The organism is Nesterenkonia alkaliphila, from assembly GCF_009758175.1.
Taxonomy (GTDB): Bacteria; Actinomycetota; Actinomycetes; order Actinomycetales; family Micrococcaceae; genus Nesterenkonia; species Nesterenkonia alkaliphila.
Map to the genome: position 1 here is coordinate 1 of NZ_WRPM01000055.1, position 3642 is coordinate 3642.

The following is a 3642-nucleotide window of genomic DNA, read 5'->3' on the forward strand; positions in this document are numbered from 1 at the left end:
AGTGGCTTCGGCTCGGGAGTAGCCGCCCGACAATGCCAGCACCCGGAGCACCCGTGGGTGCTCCACGAGCTCGTGGTAGAGGTTCGCGACCTCAGGAAGCGTCAGTTTGAGGATCACTGACTGGTCGCCACTGAACCTGGTGTGGGCTTGCTTTCAGGTCCTTGCGCCCACCTCGGTGTTCATCCGGTCGTGAGTCCTAGACTCCCGTGGCTGACGCCCATCCCCTTGATGGTTCCTAGGAGGCGTTATATCGTGCCTTTGGTCGGTCGAGGGACCGTGATTGCCCTCATCGTTGGGATCGTCGTGGTGGGGAGCGCTGTGCCGGGAGGCGCCCACCAGGAGTGGTTCGTCAACGCCCCGGAGGCCTATCCACTGGACTTTGGGGCGCTGCTGCGCCCGGGCGTCGTCCTCGCGGCGGCAGCAGCCGTCGCGGTGACCTTCTTGCTGCGCTCGGTGGCGGCGCGGCTACCGACTCCCGAGCTGGCGGTGATCAAGCCGGTCCGGCGGCTGGGGTCGCTCGTGCCATGGGCGCTCCGGCTCCTCGCCGCGCATCTGGGTGTCAGCCTGCTCGTCTTGGCGTTCGACCGGGCGGTCCTGGACCTCGGAATACACGTCCCGGGCGGCGTTGGGGGCACGCTGCTGCTCGATCCGCAGGCCATAGTGGGCGGGCTGCTCATCGCCGGTGTCCTCGTCCGTGCGGCGAGTGTGGCGATCATGCTCACCGGGCCCCTGCTTGTGGCTCTGCAGGGTCCCGAGGCGCTCGTCACCCTGGCAGTGTTCGTCGGTATCGCGGCATTTCTGTTCGTGTTGCCTCCACATCTGAAGGATGGAGGTCGCATGGACCTTGACCTGGCGACGCTGCGCCGTGCGACGTTCGGCCTCGCGCTTGGCGTGGGCGTAACCCTCATCTCCCTGGCGGTAGTAGAGAAGCTGGCGAATCCCGAGATGGCGCGGGCCATGCTCGAGCAGGAACCGCTACTCAATCTCCTTGCCCCGTTCGGGGTAAGCCCCGGTGCCTTCGCAGTGGTTGCCGGGTCCGTGGAGCTTCTGTTTGGACTGCTCATCATCTCCGGCGCTCTGCCGCAGGTGGTTGCGATCCTGACGGCCGTGCCGTTCACCGCGACGCTGGCGCTCTTTGGGGCGACCGAGTTTCTGGGACACCTGCCGTTGTACGGTGTCCTGCTCAGTTTCCTCGTGCTGGGGAGCCTGGAAGAGACTTCCCACAGTCTATCCGGGCTGCGGCGACGGGCGGGTGTGCCTACTCATTGAGCGGGTCGTAGAGACCAGCCTTCTCCGGGAACGCGGCGAACCGGGTGCAGATTTCGTCGGTTCACGTCTCATTTCTTGGACCGGAATTGACCGCGCCCCGTCTCAGAATCTGATCCACTGGGGTCGGTTTCGGGCGTCCCCTTCAGGGCGTCCTGGTCGACTTTGTGCCCCGCAACAGGGTTGCGCTGCTCAGAGGCCGGGGTGTGGATCTCCAGCTCCTCGGCCAACGCCTCATCGGTCCGCGGGCGGCGGCTGAAGAGCCAGATCAGAGCGGCGATGGCGATCAGGAAGACGACGAAGGCGACGATCTGGTTCAGCCTCCAGTCCAGGCCGATGAACTCCAAGGGGAACTGGGTGCTCTTATCGGGCTCGTCGCGGCGCATCGATTCGATCCAGAAACGACCCATCATGTAGTAGGCCACATAGGTCCAGGCCAGCAGGCCCTGTTTGAACTGGAAGCGCTTATAGAGCCAGACCAGTGCAATGAATCCCAGCAGGTTCCACAGTGATTCGTAGAGGAAGGTGGGGTGGAATGTGGTGAATTCGCTGGCGCCGGGAGGCAGCGCTTGGTGCGGCTGGTCGGTGTCGATCTGCAGGCCCCAGGGCAGGGTGGTGGGGCCGCCGTAGAGCTCCTGGTTGAACCAGTTGCCCCAGCGGCCGATCGCCTGAGCCAGGATGACTCCGGGCACGATCGCGTCAGCGAAGGCGCCGAATTTGATGCCGTTGCGCCGGCAGAAGATCCACACGGCCACCGAGCCGGCGGCCACGGCACCGATGATGCTGAGGCCGCCCTGCCAGATCTGGACGGTGCGCAGCAGGTCTCCGCCTTCGCCGAAGTAGGCGTCGGGAGAGCTGATGACGTGGTAGATCCGGGCGCCAATGATACCGAAGACCACTGCCCAGAGTGCGGCGGAGAGAATGTCGTCGCCGTCGCCTCCGCGGGACTTCCACAGCCGGGTGGCGACCACCACTGCCAGGGCGATGCCCAGCAGGATTGCCAGGGAATAGAAGGCGATGGAGAAGGGGCCGGGTAGGTCGATGTGGTTCATCGGCGGGGAGGGGAATCCGGCAGAAACCATGGCGGCAAACATATCGGGTGCGTCTCCTTGCTTAGGATTCTTCGGGGTTCCGGGAAAGGTGGATGATGGCGGTGGCATTGCCGCCCCACACCGTCACAAGAGCCAAAATCATCATCACAGTCCTCATCGGGCTTCGGTGGGGTCGTCGCCCTCGCTGAGGCCGTCCCACAGATCGTATTCGTCGGGTTCGGCGGCCTCGTCGGCTGCTGTGCGGCTGTACTTCTTGGAGGCCTTCCGGTCGGTCCACCGATGCGAGACTGCGCCGAGGACCAGCGAGGCGGCCAGCATAAGCGCTGCCCCCAGCGTGGCGGTCCAGGCCCCGAAGCCCAGCTGATAGTCCTGCGCCGTCGTCGTGGTTCCGGTGACTTCCCCCACCGCCGGTTCAGCCGCACCTGCCGGGTCGATCAGCACGCCTAAGGAGGCGTAGAGCGACATGAGTGAGGCGATCAGCAGCAGAGCCGCGATGATCCAGCGCCCGGCGCGGCCGGCGATGGTCACCGCCACTGCTCCGGCGAGTCCCACCAGTCCCATGGCGGCTACGGTGTCGGCAGCCTGGGAGCCGGGAACCTCCACCTCCGCCACCGAAGAGGTTTCGCCCAGGCCGGTGGCGGCGATCCAGGTCATGGTGGTGGAGATCATCAGCAGTGCCGCGCCCAAGAGGGCGGTGAGCACCACGGTGCGGCGGCTGGTCAGCGCTGTACTGCGGCTGGTCACTGTGCTGCGGCTGGTCATCGGGATGCACCTCCTTCGGCTTCGTCCTCCCAGCTGGGCGAGAAGAGCAGTGTGCCCAGGGCGCCGGCGATCAGCGTCAGGCTGCCGGCCAGTCCGGCCCAGAGGCCGAATCCGGTGGTGTAGTCCTGACCTTCCACCCCGAGCCTCGACAGCGCCGGAGCTGCCGCTGGTGCCTTGTTCACGCTTTCCTGCCGTTCGGCGTCGGAATCGACGGCGAGGCCCCCGCCGGACTGCACATACGCCTTGCCACCGGGGAGTACCGCGGTACGGGTCGCGATCGCCGCGTCCATCTGCCCGGAGAGGTCGAAGTAGCCGACCACTCCCCCGTAGACCGTGCGGCCGGTGGGCTCACAGGCGTCCAGCAGCTGCAGCGCACGCGGAGAGTGTATCGGCAGACCCCGGTGGTCGTCCTCGTCGTGGATCATTCTGGAAGCCCTGCGTAGGAGTGGAGGCCGGGGAAGTAGACGTTGACGACGGCGTAGTTGATGATAATGCAGATGAAGCCGATGATCGATAGCCAGGCGGCACGGTTGCCAGTCCAGCCTCGGGTCGCACGCGCGTG

Annotated in this window: 5 protein-coding genes and 1 pseudogene; 1 reads left to right on the top strand and 5 read right to left on the bottom strand. The window is 65.8% G+C overall.

Annotated features, from left to right (window positions below):
* Positions 1–276 precede the first annotated feature (276 nt).
* Complete coding sequence (locus GNZ21_RS07790) at positions 277–1269, top strand: hypothetical protein (protein WP_157323029.1); 993 nt, start codon at positions 277–279, stop codon at positions 1267–1269.
* Positions 1270–1337: 68 nt separating this feature from the next.
* Here GNZ21_RS07790 and lgt read toward each other — a convergent pair whose 3' ends face one another.
* The 5 genes and pseudogenes from lgt to GNZ21_RS07815 all read right to left on the bottom strand — a co-directional run.
* Positions 1338–2360 (bottom strand): prolipoprotein diacylglyceryl transferase, encoded by a 1023-nt coding sequence (gene lgt / locus GNZ21_RS07795; RefSeq protein ID WP_157323031.1) that lies wholly within the window; start codon positions 2358–2360, stop codon positions 1338–1340.
* A gap of 19 nt (positions 2361–2379) precedes the next feature.
* Positions 2380–2475, bottom strand: coding sequence for a methionine/alanine import family NSS transporter small subunit (locus tag GNZ21_RS16300; RefSeq protein WP_157323033.1), 96 nt, complete (start codon positions 2473–2475; stop codon positions 2380–2382).
* The gene (locus GNZ21_RS07805) at positions 2472–3080 is read right to left on the bottom strand and encodes a Trp biosynthesis-associated membrane protein (RefSeq protein ID WP_157323035.1); all 609 of its coding nucleotides are present in this window, start codon (positions 3078–3080) and stop codon (positions 2472–2474) included. Before GNZ21_RS07805 ends, GNZ21_RS16300 begins: the two co-directional genes overlap by 4 nt.
* Positions 3077–3505: a chorismate-binding protein gene (locus tag GNZ21_RS16305; protein ID WP_157323037.1), complete on the bottom strand. Its 429-nt coding sequence runs from the start codon at positions 3503–3505 to the stop codon at positions 3077–3079. Before GNZ21_RS16305 ends, GNZ21_RS07805 begins: the two co-directional genes overlap by 4 nt.
* A pseudogene (locus GNZ21_RS07815) lies at positions 3502–3642 on the bottom strand (c-type cytochrome biogenesis protein CcsB); the annotation flags it as partial. The gene GNZ21_RS16305 and the pseudogene GNZ21_RS07815, both read right to left, overlap by 4 nt.